This is a genomic window from Prosthecobacter sp. (genome assembly GCF_044226605.1).
Classification (GTDB): Bacteria; Verrucomicrobiota; Verrucomicrobiia; order Verrucomicrobiales; family Verrucomicrobiaceae; genus Prosthecobacter.
Map to the genome: position 1 here is coordinate 223,892 of NZ_JBGAGS010000006.1, position 16,444 is coordinate 240,335.

Annotated in this window: 15 protein-coding genes; 2 read left to right on the top strand and 13 right to left on the bottom strand. The window is 61.4% G+C overall.

The window, feature by feature from the left end:
- Position 1 precedes the first annotated feature (1 nt).
- On the top strand, positions 2-1,633 hold the full coding sequence (locus ACILSO_RS09920; protein WP_395737234.1) for a peptide ABC transporter substrate-binding protein: 1,632 nt from the start codon (positions 2-4) through the stop codon (positions 1,631-1,633).
- A gap of 542 nt (positions 1,634-2,175) precedes the next feature.
- Here ACILSO_RS09920 and ACILSO_RS09925 read toward each other — a convergent pair.
- Genes ACILSO_RS09925 through ACILSO_RS09970 form a run of 10 tightly spaced genes read right to left on the bottom strand, consistent with a single transcriptional unit; the run spans position 2,176 to position 12,167 of the window.
- On the bottom strand, positions 2,176-4,008 hold the full coding sequence (locus tag ACILSO_RS09925) for a heparinase II/III family protein (protein WP_395737235.1): 1,833 nt from the start codon (positions 4,006-4,008) through the stop codon (positions 2,176-2,178).
- A complete protein-coding gene (locus ACILSO_RS09930; protein WP_395737236.1) occupies positions 4,008-6,206 on the bottom strand; it encodes a bi-domain-containing oxidoreductase in 2,199 nt (732 codons plus the stop codon). Before ACILSO_RS09930 ends, ACILSO_RS09925 begins: the two co-directional genes overlap by 1 nt.
- A 46-nt stretch (positions 6,207-6,252) precedes the next feature.
- On the bottom strand, positions 6,253-6,567 hold the full coding sequence (locus tag ACILSO_RS09935) for a type II toxin-antitoxin system PemK/MazF family toxin (RefSeq protein WP_395737237.1): 315 nt from the start codon (positions 6,565-6,567) through the stop codon (positions 6,253-6,255).
- Entirely contained in the window at positions 6,557-6,742 is a 186-nt protein-coding gene (locus tag ACILSO_RS09940; RefSeq protein WP_395737238.1) for a hypothetical protein, read from the bottom strand. The genes ACILSO_RS09935 and ACILSO_RS09940 overlap by 11 nt, the downstream gene beginning before the upstream one ends.
- Before the next feature lie 24 nt (positions 6,743-6,766).
- Complete coding sequence (locus ACILSO_RS09945) at positions 6,767-8,128, bottom strand: hypothetical protein (RefSeq protein WP_395737239.1); 1,362 nt, start codon at positions 8,126-8,128, stop codon at positions 6,767-6,769.
- 2 nt (positions 8,129-8,130) lie between these two features.
- Positions 8,131-8,883 (bottom strand): nickel pincer cofactor biosynthesis protein LarB, encoded by a 753-nt coding sequence (gene larB, locus ACILSO_RS09950; protein WP_395737240.1) that lies wholly within the window; start codon positions 8,881-8,883, stop codon positions 8,131-8,133.
- Positions 8,880-9,680, bottom strand: a complete 801-nt coding sequence (gene larE, locus ACILSO_RS09955; protein WP_395737241.1) for an ATP-dependent sacrificial sulfur transferase LarE — start codon at positions 9,678-9,680, stop codon at positions 8,880-8,882. The genes larB and larE overlap by 4 nt, the downstream gene beginning before the upstream one ends.
- Positions 9,677-10,411 (bottom strand): exosortase-associated EpsI family protein, encoded by a 735-nt coding sequence (locus tag ACILSO_RS09960; protein ID WP_395737242.1) that lies wholly within the window; start codon positions 10,409-10,411, stop codon positions 9,677-9,679. Before ACILSO_RS09960 ends, larE begins: the two co-directional genes overlap by 4 nt.
- Positions 10,408-11,376 carry an exosortase/archaeosortase family protein gene (locus ACILSO_RS09965; RefSeq protein ID WP_395737243.1) on the bottom strand — a complete coding sequence of 323 codons (969 nt, stop codon included), beginning with the start codon at positions 11,374-11,376 and terminating at the stop codon, positions 10,408-10,410. The genes ACILSO_RS09960 and ACILSO_RS09965 overlap by 4 nt, the downstream gene beginning before the upstream one ends.
- Positions 11,373-12,167, bottom strand: coding sequence for a methyltransferase domain-containing protein (locus ACILSO_RS09970; RefSeq protein ID WP_395737244.1), 795 nt, complete (start codon positions 12,165-12,167; stop codon positions 11,373-11,375). The genes ACILSO_RS09965 and ACILSO_RS09970 overlap by 4 nt, the downstream gene beginning before the upstream one ends.
- 49 nt (positions 12,168-12,216) lie before the next feature.
- On the opposite strand from ACILSO_RS09970, the gene ACILSO_RS09975 reads away from it, so the two are divergent.
- Positions 12,217-13,197, top strand: a complete 981-nt coding sequence (locus ACILSO_RS09975; RefSeq protein WP_395737245.1) for a glycosyltransferase family 9 protein — start codon at positions 12,217-12,219, stop codon at positions 13,195-13,197.
- Here the strand turns inward: ACILSO_RS09975 and ACILSO_RS09980 are convergent.
- From ACILSO_RS09980 to ACILSO_RS09990, 3 genes are read right to left on the bottom strand one after another with little or no spacing between them, the layout of a single operon-like run.
- The gene (locus tag ACILSO_RS09980) at positions 13,175-13,909 is read right to left on the bottom strand and encodes a class I SAM-dependent DNA methyltransferase (RefSeq protein WP_395737246.1); all 735 of its coding nucleotides are present in this window, start codon (positions 13,907-13,909) and stop codon (positions 13,175-13,177) included. The two genes, ACILSO_RS09975 and ACILSO_RS09980, sit on opposite strands and share 23 nt — an antisense overlap.
- A complete protein-coding gene (locus ACILSO_RS09985) occupies positions 13,906-15,060 on the bottom strand; it encodes a glycosyltransferase (RefSeq protein ID WP_395737247.1) in 1,155 nt (384 codons plus the stop codon). Before ACILSO_RS09985 ends, ACILSO_RS09980 begins: the two co-directional genes overlap by 4 nt.
- Entirely contained in the window at positions 15,057-16,226 is a 1,170-nt protein-coding gene (locus ACILSO_RS09990) for a glycosyltransferase family 4 protein (protein ID WP_395737248.1), read from the bottom strand. The genes ACILSO_RS09985 and ACILSO_RS09990 overlap by 4 nt, the downstream gene beginning before the upstream one ends.
- Between the last annotated feature and the right edge of the window lie 218 nt (positions 16,227-16,444).

Below are 16,444 nucleotides of genomic sequence, written 5' to 3' on the forward strand. Positions count from 1 at the left end.
CATGCGCTGGATTTTTCGTGCTCTCCTTCTCTTTGCCTTCATCGGCGGCATCGCGGTTTTTCATCATGTCCGCACTCACCGCCCCACGCGGGTCGAAACGGCGAACCACGCGAAAATCCTGCTGGTCGGAAATGGCACCGAGCCTGCCACGCTGGATCCTCAGCTCGCCAGCGGACAGCCCGAGCACATGATTTTTCACGCCATCTTCGAAGGCCTCATCTCCCCGGCGCCCGGCAATCCCGATGGCGATGCCCCCGGCGCTGCCGCCTCTTGGGAACACGATCCGGCATTCACCGTCTGGACGTTCAAGCTTCAGCCAAACGGTCGGTGGAGCGACGGCGCACCGCTCACCGCCGCCGACTTTGTGTACTCATACCAGCGCATGCTCACGGCCAGGCTCGGCGCCGACTACGCAGGCATGCTCTACCCCTTGCTCAATGCGGAAGAATTTCACACGGGCAAGATCACGGATTTTTCACAGGTCGGAGTCAAGGCTCTCGACCCATTGACGCTGCAGATCACCCTGAAGGGCCCGGCTCCTTATTTTCCCAGCATGATCAAGCACTACGCCTGGTTCCCCATGCCGAAGCAGGCGATCGAAAAATTCGGCTCCATGTCCGACCGCAACACTCGCTGGACGCGCCCTGCAAACATGGTGTGCAACGGCGCCTTCAAACTCAAGAGCTGGGATGTCAATCAGGCCATCGAAGTGGAGCGCAATCCTCATTACTGGGATGCCGCCACCGTGAAGCTCAATGGCATCGTGTTCCTTCCCATCTCCAACGATACCACCGAGGAGCGCGCCTTTGTCGACGGCCAGCTTCACGTGACCCTGATGATGCCCCTGTCGAAAATTCCCGCTTACGAGGCCGGCAAATCCCCCAGCTACCACAATGATCCCCTCCTCAGCGTGTACATGTACCGCTGCAACACCACGAAAAAGCCTTTCGACAATCCGCTTGTGCGCCGCGCGCTGGCGCTCGCCATTGACCGCGAGAGCATCACAAAGAACGTTCTTCGCGCAGGCCAGCAACCCGCCACCGGCCTCACACCACCCGGCTGCAATGTGGACTATCACGTTCCCAATATCATGCGCTTCGATCCCGCCGAGGCAAAGAAGCTCATGGCCGAAGCCGGTTTCCCTGATGGGAAGGGCTTTCCCCCATTCGACATTCTCATCAACACAAGCCCGGCTCACCGTGCGCTGGCCGAAGCCGTTCAGGCCATGTGGAAGGAGCATCTCAACATCCCCGCCGGTGTGCTCAACCAAGACTGGGGCGTGTACATCGAGTCTCAGCGCAAGCTCGACTACCAGGTGGCCCGTTACGCCTGGGTGGGCGACTACCTCGATCCCTCCACCTTCCTCGGCTGCTGGCAGACGGGAGACGGCAACAACAACACCGGCTGGGGCAGCAAACGCTATGATGAACTGATCCATCAAAGCTATCAGGAAGGCGATGCGACCAAACGCCTGCAGCTTCTCAATGAAGCGGAGACCATTCTTCTCAATGAAGCCCCCATCATTCCGATTTATTGGTACACCCACTCATACCTCATGCGCCCCGAAGTCAAAGGCCTCCTGCCCTCCCTTCTCGAACACCGCTGTTACAAGGCGGTGGATCTGGTGCCGTGAAGGGAGCGTCGTTCGGATGCCAGCAAATGGTATGTCCGCCCTTCATCCCGGCTTATCCCAGCCCTGAAAGAGCTGCGTAATTTAGCCCAGGGTCAGCCGAGCCTAGACCAGTTCTCAAAAAGATTGTCATATTGAACCGGCGAGCGCAGCGGCCCAGTGGCAAGACGGGAGCGCCGCCTGCTATTTGAAAATAACAGGCAAGCGACCAACGCAGCCAATGGGGCCGCTCCGCCGTCCGGACAATGTGACAAGCTTTTCGAGAGTTGGTCTAACTCTCCAGGGCGTGCATGAAAATCGCCGGGAGCTCTTCACCCACGGCCTCAGGTATCCGTGTCAATCCGTGGTCAAAATGACAACTTACCAAGTAGAATCAAGCGGCGGGCTTTTGCACCGCCCCGTTGTCCGGTGATGGCATGCGTCGCATGAAAAAAGTCCGCGTGTTCCGTGTGTTCCGCAGGCCATCCGTTCCGGTTGTTTGGGACAAATAAAAAGGCGCGGGATCATCTCCCGCGCCTTGCGCTTGTTTGAAACTCTTGCGTCGCTCAGTCCGACTTGCGCCAGACCGTCGTCAACGTTCCGCGAAAAAAGACCTTCACCGCCTGCGCCATCACCTGCTCACGGAAATGCGGCGAGACCTCGCGCTCCACGATCTCCCATCCCTCGATCGCCTCGCCGTTCAGCGTACCATGCACCGGAATCGACTCGGCGTTCCGGCACACGAACCCGTTCTTTCGCTCCTTCTCCACCTGCCAGCCTGGCGCCAGCTGCCACGTCACCACATGCGTGGCTTCGCCCCCCACATCATCGCAGATCTCCACATGGTCCTGCATCACATGCACCGCTCGCTGGACTTGCCGTCCGTCACAGCTGAAGCTCATCACGCAGATCTCATCGGCGATTCGCAGCGCCGGTTTTTCGTGATGCTTCGCCCATAAAAAAGCCCCCATGCGCTGCGGCGTGGCACGTCCTGCCACAGGCACCGGCCCATTGTGTGCCTCCCACGATGCCAGCTTCGCTCTCAATGCAGCATTCCCATAATACGCACCCGTGCCAGGATCAACGACCAGCGCGTGCTGCTCAAACCACAGCGACACATGCAGCGCATCCAGGTGCCCGTGCGCAGCCATTCTGCCAAGCCCGAGCGCGGAGGCATCCGCTCTCACGCTCCAGCGGGCATCACGAAACACCGCCAGCCCGCTCTCCTCATGCGCCAGCCACCTGCTGCGCATTCCCGCCTTGATGCCCGGGGGCGGATCTCCCAGCCAGAAGCGCAGCGTCGCGCCGTCCGCCCGGTTCATCAGCCATCCGCGAAACTCCGCCGCGGCATTTGATCGCCTCAGCGGCAGCGGCAGCACCTGCGCATCATCAGAGTCTCCAAAATCCCAGCACTCGGGAGCTTCGGCCACATCCACAAAATACTGCGCCGCCTTCGTCAGCCTCTCCAGCACCTCCGGCTTGAAGCCACCCGCCGCCATCCCGGCATGCCAGCACATCTCCCACGCAAACAGGTGATAATGCAGGGCCTGCTCCTTGTTGCCTCCATCCGTGGCAAACTGCTCCATGATCTCATGCTCCAGCAGCTTCATCACATGCGCCACCGGACGGGTCATCCGCGCCAGCGCCGGCCAGCGCGTCACCGCCATGATCAGCGCGCTCAGTTCGCCGATGAGATGATTGTTCGCGGAAGATCCAAACGACCTGCGCTGCCAGATCCACCACGCATGCACCGGCACAATGCGCGCCGTGAGCTCATCCTGCCTGCGGCCAAGTTCCGCATCATTGCAGCCGCGCACCAGCGCATCAAACCAGCAGAAGTTCATCAGCCGCAGCCCCGCCTCCAGCGGGCTCGTCCAGTTGATGCCCCTCCCTGGTGTGTTGCGGTCGCACCAGTCCTCCAGCCAGAGCTGCGAAACTCGGATCGCATGCACATCCCCGTTCAGCGCGCTGTGCATCGCCATGCGCGTCATCTCGCTCCAGCGGTTGATCTCCCAGATCGCCCGCGCATCCGCATCATGCGGCAGTTTCCGGTGATCCAGTTTGCATGCCGGAATTTCAGGGTCAATCACCACCCCCAGCGTCGCATCTCGGTGCCAGCATGGAGGCGCACCTACTTCAACCCTCCTCCAGCCAAACAACTCCCATTCGCCACGCATCAGCCGCTCCGCTTCCACGGCCAGTTGCTTTCGCAGTTCCGGCGGCACGCGGCCACGCCATGGCAGCTTCGGGAAATCCGCGAAGCTTCCATCCCACGCCTTCCGCGCAAGCCGCCGCAGCTTCGCAGCTTCGTTCCGCCTGCCCAGACGCTCCACCACGCGGTGCACCATCTCGCCCACGCTCATCGCGCGCAGCCGCTGCATGTACCAGCCCAGGCTCATCACAGTTCGATGTTTCTTCCCTCGCGGATGGACTCCAGCACTGCAAACGTCAGCCACATGCTCTGCCTCGCCTGCTCATAGGGCAGAGGATGCTCCGCTCCGCCTTTCAAAAATCCAAGCCACGCGGCCATCTCCTCCGCATGCCCCTTGGAGGCAAACTTCTTCACACATTCTTTGCGCTTCTTGAAGATCGAAAGCTTCATGAAGTTCACGCATTCGATGACCGTGCCGCTTGCAAACACTCGAAACGTCTCCTTGGGGAAGGCCGCATCCCCATCGGCCGAATAAATCACCTGCGCCGACGAACCATCCGCAAACTCGATTTGTGCAGTGACGGAATCCGGCACCCTGGGCCGGCCCACTGTCTGAGCCGTCACCCCCACAGGCTTTCCAAGCACATGACAGGCAAAATCAAAGAAGTGGCACGCCTCCCCCAGCACTCGACCGCCGCTTTCGGCCACATTCGCGTACCAATGGTCCGGCGCAAGCACACCCGCATTCACCTGAAACGCCAGTGTCTTCGGGCCGGAGATCGTGCGCAGCACCTCCATCATCGCCACCGCGGCAGGAGCAAAGCGCCGGTTGAAGCCCACCATCACACTGCCTCCGGACTCCAGCATCGCCGTATCGATCTTCCCCAGCTCCTCACGCGTCAGACACAGCGGCTTCTCCACAAACACCTGCTTCCCGCCTTGCAGCGCCTGCAGCACCAGCGGCGCATGCAGATGATGCCGCGTGCCAATCATGACGGCACCACCTGCCACCTTCGCCGCATCCGTTTCAGCATTCGCAAATCCAAACTTCTCCTTCACATGCCGTGCGGAAAGCCCCGTCCCATTCACAATCGTGCCAAGCGCGATCTGCCCCTTCACATGCGGCAGCAGCATCGTCCTCGCAAAATTCCCCGCACCAATCACATCCAGCACCCCAACCCCTTTTTCGAGTCCCTCCCGTCCCCTCCCCCGCAGCTCGAAGAGCAAAGGAAGACGGCCGTCCGGAACCTCCGCATTCCCCCCGCGTTCCTCAAGCCTCCCATCACCGTATTGTAGTCCCGCCTTTAGGCGGTCCGGAAGCTCCGCCACACCCACCCCCGCCGCATACTCAATCACCACTCCGAGCTCGCTCTCCAGCTTGTTATACACGCCAAGCACCTCCCCAAACGCCACTCTTCGCGTCGTCACCGGCTTCAAGTCCAGCTGCCCCGTCCGCATCAGCTCCAGACAAGCCTCAAAGTTCCGGTTCTCCGTCCAGCGAACATGCCCGATGGGATAGTCCTGCCCGCCCCACTCATACTGCGCATCATACCGGCCCGGCCCATAGCTGCGCGAGTACCGCACTTGGATGTCCTTGATGTAGGCCGTCTTCCACGACAGTTCCGCATCATAGATGCCCACGATCACCATCACACCACGATCACGCAGGCAGGCTATGGCCGAGTCCGCGGCTTCACGCCCTTTGCCACCCACACACAGCAGCACCGCATCCACGCCATGCCCATCCGTCCACGCGCGCACCTCGTCTTCGAGTTTTGAATGCGCCGGATTCACCACCCTTTCCGCCCCCATCGCGCTTGAGGTTTGCAGACGCCCGGCCACAAAATCCACAGCCATGACGCGCGCACCGGAAGCCTTCAGCAAACTCGTTGCCAGCAGGCCCACCAGCCCCTGCCCCATCACCAGTACACGTTCCCCCAGCCGCGCCCCGCTTTGACGCACCGCCTCCATCGAGATCGATGCCAGCGTCGTATACGCCGCCTGCCAGTCCTCCACCCCTTCGGGAATCGGTGAGGCCAGCAGATCCGGCACCGCGATCATCTCCGCATGAAACGCGCACTCCGCCCCGCCGCACGCCACCCGGTCTCCCACTCGAAAGCGCGAGTTCATCTCGTCCACCGCCACCACCACCCCCGCCGCCGAGTAGCCCAGTGGCGTCGGCGACTCCAGCCGGTTGCGCACCTTCTCCATCGCCGCCTTCCAGCCCAGCGTCTTCGCCGTGTCGATCACCTTCTTCACCTGATCCGGCCTCGCCTTCGCCTTCTGCAGCAGAGACATCCTTGCCTGCTCCACCTTCATCCTCTCCGTCCCCGGAGAAATCACCGAACACGTCGTCCTCACCAAGATACCCCCCGGCGGTGCCACCGGCGCCGGCACCTCCTGCAGTTCAAGACGTCCATCCTGATATTGGGCCAGTTGTCTCATTCTCCAAATGAAGTTCGGTTGTTCCCGGCATTGGAACGCGAACTTGTCAGCGCATTCCCTGCCATGTCAGCAGACAGTCTTCGACCTGAGTCATCTGGGCAGCACTAAGAACCGCCATGCGGCGAAGAAAATATTTCGGAGGCAATGACTGCACTCCCTGCACCAGAAATGCACCTTCCTTCAGATTTGAAATTGGCACGGACACTTCGAACCGCGATCCTCGCGTGGCTGTCGTATGTGGGATCACACCAATTAAAGCCCGGTCTGCATCGTCATACGGAACACTGATGACCAGTGCCGGCCTGACCTTTTGGGCCATGCCAAAATCGACTTGCCAGACTTCTCCACGTTTAGGCAGCATGGGCCTCTTCCTCGTCAAGCGCCCTGAAAGATGCGGCCGCCAAAGCGGCAAAATCGTCGTCGGTAAGATCGTCGCTCATGGGGACCGTTTCAGCCATGGCGTGGTGCAACTCCATCTGTTCAGCGAGTGGAAGCTGCTTGATGACATTAAGAAGATGAAGAACGGCGGCGCTCACAGCTTGATCATAAACAGAACAAGATCACTTCGCAAGCGGCTGCTCGTCGCATTGCAGCTTCGTCACCAGCCACTTGTGCTTCCCAGCGCCTGTCTTTTCCACTTCCTTCACCTGACGCAGGGTAAGCATGAAATCATCCCCCAGCTTCTTCAGCAGGCCCGCACGCATGGCATCCTCTTTTCCATCCCACTGCGGTGCGGCTTGATAGCGGCATTCCACCACGCCCTCGCTTTCCTGGAAAAACTGCACCGCCAGCAGCCCGTCAAAAATGCGGTCATGCATGTTGATCGCGGTCAGCGAAATGCGTCGGCCAGTGCCGCTGACCAAAAACTCATAATCTCGCCCCACAACTGCCACCACCTCGCCATCCACGATCCTCGCATAGTCCCCCGTGCGATACCGGATCAGCGGCATGACATGATTGTGAAACGACGTTCCAATGATCTCACGATTTCCCTCCGCATCCGCCTCGCCAAATTCCACGAACCCATACGTCGGCCAAAAGTGCAGATGATTGGACGTGCGTCCCTGCGCCGCCAGCACCACCCGCTCGCTGTGCCCGTACCAGTGAAACACCCTGGCTCCGAAAAACTGCTCCAGAAATTGCTGTGACTCTGCCGTGAGCTTCTCTGAACCGCATAGAAGCGAAGTCAGTTGGAAGCCAGGCTTCACCCCCATCTGCGCCAGCATCAATGCCGCGCTCGGATACGCATGCAGATGCTGCGGACGAAAGCGGTTCAACGCATCCACATACTCTGGCAGTCGCTCCGGCGTCAGATGATAAGACGAAAGAATCAGCCAGTTCCGCGTGGCATCGAAATAGCTGATTCCTCCTCCTGCCCTGCTCGAAGTGACGCCCCCGCGGATCACCGCCACTCGATCACCCACCCGATACCCCCGCCGCGACCACTGCGCTTCCAGATAAGCCTGCTCCTTCGGCCGGCTCACACCCTTGTGCAGGTAAAACCCCACCGGCACCCCGCTCGAGCCACCTGTGGTGATGTACAGCCGCTGCTTCGCATCAATCTCCGGATTCACCATCCGCTCCCGCTGCAAAATCAAATCCTGCTTCGTCAGCAGCGGATAGTCAGCCAGTTGCTCCAACGCCTCAAACTTCGCCGGATCCGCCCCGAATCGCTCCGCATAAAACGGCGCCTTCGCTGCCGCCATCAATGCATCCCTCAGCTCCGCAATCTGATATCGCTTGATCGCCTCTTCATCCCAGCCCTCCACCTCTCGCGCCTCATTTTGAAATCGCACATAAGCCGCTCCGTATCGCAGCGAAGATGGAATCGCCCGATACGCACGCCCCGCCAGCGACTTCACGGGCTGCGGCGCCGCTTCATAGAGCTTGAGCAGCGGATAGAGAGTGTCTTCGAGCGACATGATCAATCACGCATGTTCAACACCCGCAACGCCGCCATCGCCGCACCAAAACCATTGTCTATGTTCACCACCGTCAGCCCGCTCGCGCACGAGTTCAGCATGCCCAGCAAGGCGGAAAGCCCGTGGAAATTCGCCCCATAACCCACACTTGTAGGCACCGCGATGACCGGAGCCGAAACAAGTCCTCCCAGGACACTCGGCAGCGCACCCTCCATCCCCGCAATGGCAATGACGATGCTTGCGCTGCGCAGTTCATCCAGCCTCGCCAGCAGTCGATGAAGGCCCGCCACTCCCACATCCGTGATTCGCTTCACTCGGGCACCAGCAAATTCAAGCGTCTGCGCCGCCTCTTCCGCCACCGGAAGGTCCGAAGTACCCGCACACACCACCGCCACCGGCGCCGATGTAAATGCTCCCTGCATTTGTCCAATCCGGTACAGCCGCGAGACCTCGTCATACACACCCGCAGGAAAGCGTCTCAAGAGCAGACCAGCCGCCTCCAAACTGACCCGCGTCGCCAGCGCGCAACCATGCGCGACGACAAGACTCGTCAGCGCATCCGTCGTCTGCGCGAGTGTCTTCCCCTCCGCAAACACCGCCTCAGGAAACCCCTGCCGGATCACGCGATGCGTGTCCGCCAGCACCTGCCCCGCTTCCACAAACGGCAGCGTTCGCAGACGCTCCAGCGCCTCGTCAGCCGGCAGAATGCCCGCGCTGACCTGCGCGAGAAGATCACTGAGCTTGGATTCGTTCATGCGGCACGCGCTTTGAGCACCTCGTTCATGCTGCCGGTCCGCAGTCCGGCAAGATCAAGCGTCACATAGACATACCCCGCCGCGCGCAGCGCCGCGGTAATCGCCTCCCGCTTCTGCAACGCTCGCATCAGCTCCGCCTCGGGCACCTCCAGCCTTGCCACATCCCCATGATGCCGCACCCGCAGCTCGCGGAAACCAAGATCAAACAACGCCGCCTCCGCCTGCTCAATCTGTGAAAGCAGCTTCGGTGTCACACTCGTCCCATACGGCACCCGGGAGGCCAGGCACGCAGCCGCGGGCTTGTCCCAGTTCGGCAGCCCCAGCGCTTTGGCGGTAAATCTCACATCCTGTTTGCTGAAACCATGATCATGCAAAGGACTGAGAATCTTCAGCTCTCTCGCCGCCGCCCGCCCCGGCCGCACATCCAGCGTGTCCTCCGCATTCATGCCATCCAGCACATGCTCGATGCCATTCTGCTCCGCAAACTTTCGCAGCGCCCGGTACACATGGTCCTTGCAGTAGTAGCAGCGGTTCGGAGCGTTCGCCTGGTAGGCAGGATCGCTCACCTCCTCCGTCGGCAGCATTTCAATCCGCGCCCCCAGCCCCCTCGCCAGCGCGACCGCATCCTCCTTCTCGCTCTGCGGCAGGCTGGGCGAGACCGCCAGCAGCGCGACGACGTTTTCCGCACCCAGCGCATCCAGCGCAAATTTCAGCACCAGCGTGCTGTCCACACCTCCCGAAAAAGCCACCGCCACGCGGCCCAGGGACTGAAGTTGATCGTGAAGTTTTTGAATCATAAGTTTGTCATGAGATCTTTTTGAAATCGCGGCGCCAGGCTGCGGATGAGCGAGAGTATCATCTCCACCGTTTCCGCATCATTGCGGCGGCGCTCCCCGCTGACCTGCGGTGAAAAAGCCTCTGTCACCCGCGCCATCACCGAGGGGTACGCCCAGCGGTGGTTCACATTTCTCAGCACGCTGTCACGCATGCTCAGCAGCTGCCGCTCCACATTGCTCGGCGTGCTCAGGTCATCCCCCACGTACCAGTACACGTAATGCGCCTGGATCGGCACCTTCGTTCCATCCGCCTGCAGCGCCACATGTTCGATCGCCAGATCCTTCACCCGCAGAATCGCACCCGAGATCATCTTCACCTCCCGCTCCGTCGCACTCGTGATCGTCCACCCCTGCCCGTCGAGACATACTTCCGGCCTGTGGATGCTCCGGCTGTCATTGCCTGCAATCACCAGCGTCGCATGAGCCAGGTCACGATTCTCCGCCAGTCTTCCCGGCGTGCGATACTTCCGCTTCACGATGATCGTGTCCGCAGGCAGAATCTCCCGCTCCTTCCTGCTCTCTTCGGCTTCTTCCTTCGTCGGCGGATCGGTCACCGCCACGAAACTCCCCGCCACCATCGGCAGTTCCGCCAGCACCCCGGCCTGCTCGCCACCCCTTGCCTGCGGCGAAAACTGGCACAGCAGCATCGTCATGCCGCAGAGCATCAATAATATGACGGCACGAATAATCATGACACGGGAGCAATTACCTGGCGTGACACCGTTCGCGAACGTTTGAAGCCCGGCCCGCCGCACCACCGGTTCAGCAGCCACGACGCAGACTGCAGCAGCAGCAGGGCCACAAGAAACACCACGATCCCCGTGACCTCATGAAAGGCCGAAGTTTCCTTTTCCGTGGCGCCACCGATGGCCCACTTCTGCCCAAAGGTCATGGCCGCAAAGATCAGGATCAAAATCCGCACCATGTTCGCCACGATCGCAATCGGCAGGATCGTGCTGAACAACGCCAGCCTTCTCCACTGCGTGAGTTGCCGGAAATAGCTGAACAGCGCGCCTACCACCAGCAGCGCAAACAGCGAGCGCATGCCAGAGCACGGCGCCGCCACTCCCACGCTGAAGAGCTCCCCCGCCCTGCGCCCCAGCTCCACGTTCGGCATGGATTGCAGCGCCGTCCCTGAAACCAGCGCATCCACACCCATGCCATTCAGCACATGCCCCGTGGCCCTCACCATCAGCAGCCGCATCTGATACCCCATGCTCTCCTCCAGAAACGGCAGCGGCCACGTGAAGCCGAGCATCAGCCACGCAAACAGCCCCGCACGGCTGCGCTGCCTCCCCTCCAGCCAAAGCGATGCCCCCGCTATCAAGGCCATGATGCCACAATACCCGCAGTAAAAATTGTTCGCACGAAATCCGGCAAAGTACAGAAACAAGCCGCACACGGCAAACACCACGCCCCACCGGCTGGAATCCTCCGGCATCTCCGCCACCTCCTTGCGCCGCCGCCAGATCAAATACCCCACGATGACCGGCATCAGCGCACCGTGCTGCCACGTGGCGTCACCCCAGCGCATCAGCATCTCGGCCATGATCGTGCGCCGAAAGTGCCCGTACCCCGCCGCATACGGCTGCACCGCCATCAGCAGCACCAGTCCCGCCGCCACCAGCACCCAGGAGATGAAATGTTTCCGGTTCATGCCGCAGTTTTACGAAAGGCGCATCGCAGGATGTCACCAAAGCCCAGCGCACACAGCAGCCGCTTCATCGGCTCTTTCCACGGCTGCGCTTCATTGATGGAAAACGTGCGCCGATACTCCACCGCGCAGCGCTCAAATCCCGCCTGCTCCACCAGCGGCTTCATGCTCCCCGCAGTGAAATGATTCAGATGATGATCCAGCACAAACTCCCAGCGCAGTCCGCGCAATCGCCGCACATGACTCCCCCAGTTCGGCACCTCGATCACCAGCAGCCCGCCCGCGCGCAGCTTGCGCCCGATCTGCCTCAGCACTTCACCCGGCTCCGGCAGATGCTCCAGCACATGAAACATCGTCACCACATCCAGCGAGCCATCCGCAATGCTATGCGGCATCTCGCGGCCCTCCAGCCACTCGATCTCTGGGTGATGCGCCCGCCCTTCCACCACCGCTTTGTGACTGTCCTCCAGCACCACCGCGGAAAAGCCCGCCGCATGCGCTGCCAGCGCCGTCTTGCCAATGCCACCACCAAAATCGAGCAAACGTCCGTTCGTCAAAAAGCGCCGCACCGTGCCGATCCGGTCGCGCTCAGTCGCGGTGATCCTCAGCGGATAGCTTTGCTCGGGCTGGTGCGCCGGATCATAGTAATCGCTGCCCGCATACGGGTCTCGCCACGTGGCACGGTCCGCAAAGACCAGCCCGCAGCCGCAGCGCCACAGGTGGCACACCCCCGCCCGCCCGATTTCAGTTTCCGCCACGGCTCCACAGCCGGGGCACGCAGGTTCCGCACTCATGACACTAGTCGTTGCGCCCCCGTCAGGCGCGATGGTAGGGTTCGCCAGCATGACGCTCCTAATTTTCAAAGTGAATCAGCTCGGGGACAACGTCGTGTACCTTCCCGTCGTGCAGTCGCTCGTCGCAGCGCATCCGGACTGGCGCATCGTCGTGCTTACCAGTCCCACCGCTGCGCGGCTGTATGAAATCTGCTGCCCGCAGGTCGAAGTTCGCGTGTTTGAAACTCCGCATTTCAATGGCGCCTGGCGCAGGCCGTGGCAGCTCGCACGCATGGCCGCAGCACTCCGCGCCCTGAAGCCGGACGCCTGCCTCCTCGGCGATGACCAGGGCAATGTGGCCCACCTCCTCGCGCGCTTGAGCGGCGCGCCCCTCTGCATCGGCCCTCAGACCCCTCACGTTCGGCTGAATTCCCTTCTCCACCATCGCATCCCCGTTCACGCAGATGAACCCGTTGCCATGCACAACTGGCGCATCGCCACTTCGCACTTCGCGCTGCCGCAGGCCATGCCCGCGCCGGATCTCAGTGCCTTCGGCAGCGATCCCTCCGCAGCCATTCTCATCCACGCCGGCGCCAGCCGCGAGTACCAGCGCTGGCCCTTGCATCACTTCATCGAGCTGGCAAACCGCCTCGCGCAGGCACACCCCGTGCGCTGGATCACCCAGGGCAATGATGCGGGCCTCAGCGATGCCGTGCAGCGGGTCAAAACCACCACGCTGGACGAGCTGGTTCGCGCCATGGCAGGTGCGCGTTTGTTTGTCGGCAATAACTCCGGCCCCATGCACATCGCGGCGGCCGTGGGCACTCCCGGCGTAATCATCGTCGGGCCTTCCTCGCCGCGCTGGGATCCACCCTGGCACCGCGACCGCTTCGATCTCCTGCGCGAGCCGCGACTCACCTGCCAGCCTTGCGACACTGCCACAAAGCCCGTGAACCGTTGCCTGAACCTCAAGATGCCCATGGCCTGCATGAATCGCTGGAGTGTGGATGCCGTTCATGAGCGTGTGCTTAAATCTTGCAGGCCATCGTAAACAGGTCTGGCTGCGTGCAGTGCAGGTCGATGCCCCGCTCCTTCGCCGCTTCCCCATGGCGGATTTTCAGCAGCAGCCTCGCCAGGCGAAATACCACCAGTCCCAGCACATGGCGCATCCTGCCGCCCATCGAGCTGCTGCAGTAGTGCCGCCCCTGCACGGAGATGTGGCTGAATCCGCACGCACGCAGGCACTGCGCCATGCTCGCCGGCGTCAGGCCGATCTCATGCGTGAAGTCCCCGTAGCGAATCGCTGCGGACAGCGGGCTCTGCGCATTGAAGGTCAGCAGCCACAGTTCGCCACCCGGCTTGAGCGCCTTCTTCGCAGCCAGAAGAAAGCGGATGAATTCATCCTTCGTGAAATGCTCGATGATGTCCTTCGCATGCAGCACATCATACCCCGCGCTCTTGCCTTCCAGAAACGCGATCACATTTTCCTGCACCCACGTTCGGGTCGGATCGTTCTGACGCGCGATGGCCAGGTCCGCTGGCGAAAGATCCACACCCGTGAGATTTCTAAATCCCTTCGCTGCCATCCACGCGAGCCACTCGCCTTTGCCACAGCCCAGATCCGCGATCGCGTGGTCCCGGTTCGCTGGCAGCGCATCGTACGTGGCCTCATACTGCGTATGCTGCACCGCCGCATCCAGCGCCTTCTGGCCGCCAAACGTCGCCGAGTAGTCTTGGTAAAGAATGTCGCGGTAGCTGCTCATGCGGCGAGTTTAGTTTGAATGAATCCGGCCCAGGCGGCAGCGACCGCGTCATGGGTGTACTGCGTGCGCGTGCGTTCCAGCTGACGCCGCGCCATCGGCCCACCGTTCGTCATCACCTGGCCCAGGCGCTCCGCCAGTGCCTGCGCATCTCCGTGCGGGAAAATGGCATCCTCATCGCCGATCACCTCGGGAATGGCACCGCTGCTCGATCCCAGCGTCACCACACCGCATGCCATCGCCTCGATCAGCACATGGCCAAACTGCTCTTCCCAGCACATCGTCATGCTGCGCACCGGCTTGCTCGCCAGCACAAAGACATCCAGGCAGCGCAGAAAATTAGGAATCTCAAAGTGCGGTCGCGGTGGCAGCAGGTGCAGCCATGCACGCTGCTGCTGCTGTTCCTTGATCCACCCCTCCAGCTTGCCCGAGCCGAGGATCGCCAGCTGCACATTCTTCATGCTCTCGCACGCCTGCACCAGTTCCCTCAGTCCCTTTTCCTCAGTCAATCGGCCGCAGTAGCCCACGAGGAACGCCTCGGCGGGCAATCCGCACGCCTCACGCAAAGCCGCACGCTCAGCAGGCGAGGCCGGCTGGTGATTGCCCAGGTCCACGCCCAGTTGCGGCGCCACCAGCACATCCACAGCACGCGCACCACGCTTTTGCACCAGCCGCGCAGCAGCCTGGTTGCCAGCAATGATGAAATGAGTCGTTCCAGTCATCGCACGATACACTGCAGCGAGCACCGCCCCCTTCCAGCCAGGGCGCTCCACGTTCTCCCAGGTAAATTCGCCAAACAGCGCCTGTCGCTGCAGCAGCGCTTTCCAAAACCACGCCTGCCAGCGCACAAACGCCCACGGCTCGTTCTCCACCAGCACCACATCAAATCTCCGCGCGCGCATGATGTCCCCCAGCCCCTCGTAGAGAAAGGTGGTGTCCGTCCTCCCACGCCTCGGCAGTCGGATGAGCTGGTAGCTGCGCACAGGCGCATCGTTCTCGCTGTCAAAGTCTGAAGAAGGTCTTCCCAGCACCATGCGCTGCTCCAGAGTGGACGTGACGCAAACGAGGTCAAAATGCGCGCCCAGTGCCTGCAGCTTCTTGCGATTTTCCAGCGCGGCATACGTGTGGCTGATCAGCAGCAGGCCCGGTTTCATGAGGCTTCCACCACTCCCTGATACACTTCATCCAGCGCTTCGGCGTAGCCCTTCACATCCACGGCATCCACCGGCCCCGGCACCATCTGCTGCCGTCCCACTTTGAGAAATTGTTGAATGCACGCAGGCATCAGCTCAGCCTCCCACGGCAGCAGCACACCGTTCACTCCATCACGCAGATACATTTCCTGGCCGTCAAAAGCCGTGAGCAGCAGCGGCAGCCCGCACGCAGAAGCCTCAAGAGACACCAGCGAAAACGTTTCATACGTGGACGGAAAAAGAAACGCGTCAGCACCGGCATACCAGCGCTCGATGTCATCGCACGGAGGTTGCAGCGAGACCCATTCCCGCCACCCCGGATATCTCGCATCCAGCTCAGGCGCGAGCTTCTGCTGAGCCTGCTCGCCTGCCCCCACCACCACAAAGCGGACTCTGAGCCCGCACTCTTCTGCCGCATGCTTGCGGCACTCATGAAGCGCCTGCACCGCTGTCCAGAATCCCTTGCGTCGATAGTGCCCGGTACTCGCAAAAAGAAACACAAAGTCCTTCGCTCCCGCCCCCATCTTCTTTCGCGTGGACTCACGGTGCTTTTCCCGCACCGCTGGGTTGAAGCGTCCTCGGTCAAGTGCATTGGGCAGAACCTCGATCTTCTTATCTCCTCCGCCATGCTGCTCGATCCGCTGCGCCAGCGCGCGGGACACCGGCAGCAGCACAGACCACCCCGTGAGGGCCAGCACCACCCACTCCTGGATCGTCACAAAAAAAGTCAGCAGCCACCGCGCGCGCTCCTTCCACTCATGCGGCTGTATCAGGCCCAGCCACGTGGCGCTGTGAAAGTGCACCGAGATCACATGCGCCCCCGGAATCGTCGGCCCGCTGGTATGTATGATGTCCCACGTGCGTCCTCTGCTCCTCGCCGCCTGCAGGCGGCACCAGGCTGCAAACCAGAACCAATGCGCTTCCAGCGGCCCCAGCGCCGGCAGGCGCGGCAGCATGCTCACCGCTGCGCGTGCATCCACTGCATCTGCCTCCTGGCACCAGATTTCGATCTGCCAGTTTTTGTCCAGCAGGTGCGGCAGGGCCCGCACCATGCTCTGCATCGCAGGACTGCGAATTTGAAAATGGGGGTCAATCCACAAAACACGCCGCTGACTCTTCGCCGACATGAATTCAGTTCTCGAAAAAACGGGATATTGAACCGGCCAACACCGCCGCCCCTCTGTCAAAGCCGAAGCGCAGCCTCCTGTTTGAAACGATTCACGACCGCGTAGAAAGCTCACCTCATGCACTCTCATCTTGTTCTCCACGCGTAACCCGGAGTTCGCTTCGCAGCACCATCCTCTGGAAGCCCCGCAACACCCACCTTTGAAGCAATCCATCGCCC

Excerpts from the sequence above, each read along its gene's own strand:
- ACILSO_RS09920 (WP_395737234.1), top strand. The coding sequence starts at position 2 with ATGCGCTGGATTTTTCGTGCTCTCCTTCTCTTTGCCTTCATCGGCGGC.
- ACILSO_RS09925 (WP_395737235.1), bottom strand. The coding sequence starts at position 4,008 with ATGAGCCTGGGCTGGTACATGCAGCGGCTGCGCGCGATGAGCGTGGGC.
- ACILSO_RS09930 (WP_395737236.1), bottom strand. The coding sequence starts at position 6,206 with ATGAGACAACTGGCCCAATATCAGGATGGACGTCTTGAACTGCAGGAG.
- ACILSO_RS09935 (WP_395737237.1), bottom strand. The coding sequence starts at position 6,567 with ATGCTGCCTAAACGTGGAGAAGTCTGGCAAGTCGATTTTGGCATGGCC.
- ACILSO_RS09945 (WP_395737239.1), bottom strand. The coding sequence starts at position 8,128 with ATGTCGCTCGAAGACACTCTCTATCCGCTGCTCAAGCTCTATGAAGCG.
- larB (WP_395737240.1), bottom strand. The coding sequence starts at position 8,883 with ATGAACGAATCCAAGCTCAGTGATCTTCTCGCGCAGGTCAGCGCGGGC.
- larE (WP_395737241.1), bottom strand. The coding sequence starts at position 9,680 with ATGATTCAAAAACTTCACGATCAACTTCAGTCCCTGGGCCGCGTGGCG.
- ACILSO_RS09960 (WP_395737242.1), bottom strand. The coding sequence starts at position 10,411 with ATGATTATTCGTGCCGTCATATTATTGATGCTCTGCGGCATGACGATG.
- ACILSO_RS09965 (WP_395737243.1), bottom strand. The coding sequence starts at position 11,376 with ATGAACCGGAAACATTTCATCTCCTGGGTGCTGGTGGCGGCGGGACTG.
- ACILSO_RS09970 (WP_395737244.1), bottom strand. The coding sequence starts at position 12,167 with ATGAGTGCGGAACCTGCGTGCCCCGGCTGTGGAGCCGTGGCGGAAACT.
- ACILSO_RS09975 (WP_395737245.1), top strand. The coding sequence starts at position 12,217 with ATGACGCTCCTAATTTTCAAAGTGAATCAGCTCGGGGACAACGTCGTG.
- ACILSO_RS09980 (WP_395737246.1), bottom strand. The coding sequence starts at position 13,909 with ATGAGCAGCTACCGCGACATTCTTTACCAAGACTACTCGGCGACGTTT.
- ACILSO_RS09985 (WP_395737247.1), bottom strand. The coding sequence starts at position 15,060 with ATGAAACCGGGCCTGCTGCTGATCAGCCACACGTATGCCGCGCTGGAA.
- ACILSO_RS09990 (WP_395737248.1), bottom strand. The coding sequence starts at position 16,226 with ATGTCGGCGAAGAGTCAGCGGCGTGTTTTGTGGATTGACCCCCATTTT.